The organism is Rhizobium sullae (assembly GCF_900169785.1).
Classification (GTDB): Bacteria; Pseudomonadota; Alphaproteobacteria; order Rhizobiales; family Rhizobiaceae; genus Rhizobium; species Rhizobium sullae.
In genome coordinates this window covers 1-286 of sequence record NZ_FWER01000236.1, presented here as the reverse complement: position 1 = coordinate 286, position 286 = coordinate 1, and the positions used below count along the sequence as shown (strand labels likewise).

Below are 286 nucleotides of genomic sequence, written 5' to 3'. Positions count from 1 at the left end.
AATATTCGGCAGCTTCTCGTGAATCTGCTCGATGACGTTCATCGCCAGCACCGAGCCGTCCGGCTTGCGGCTGAACTTGTAGGCGCCGTGCGATGCGCCCATCGCAATCGCCAGCGCATCGACCCTAGTTTCGCGGACAAATTTGACGGCTTCGTCCGGATTAGTCAGAAGCTGATCTTGCGAGAGCTTGCCTTCGGCTCCGTGGCCATCCTCGGCTTCGCCCATGCCGGTCTCCAGCGAACCTAGGACGCCGAGTTCTCCCTCCACAGAAACGCCGCCGAGATGA

Annotated in this window: 1 protein-coding gene; it reads right to left on the bottom strand. The window is 60.1% G+C overall.

Annotated features, from left to right (window positions below; translation table 11 throughout):
* Positions 1-286, bottom strand: a 286-nt coding sequence (locus BN1800_RS39945) for a class II fructose-bisphosphate aldolase (protein ID WP_179214048.1), incomplete at both ends; no start/stop codon positions are given.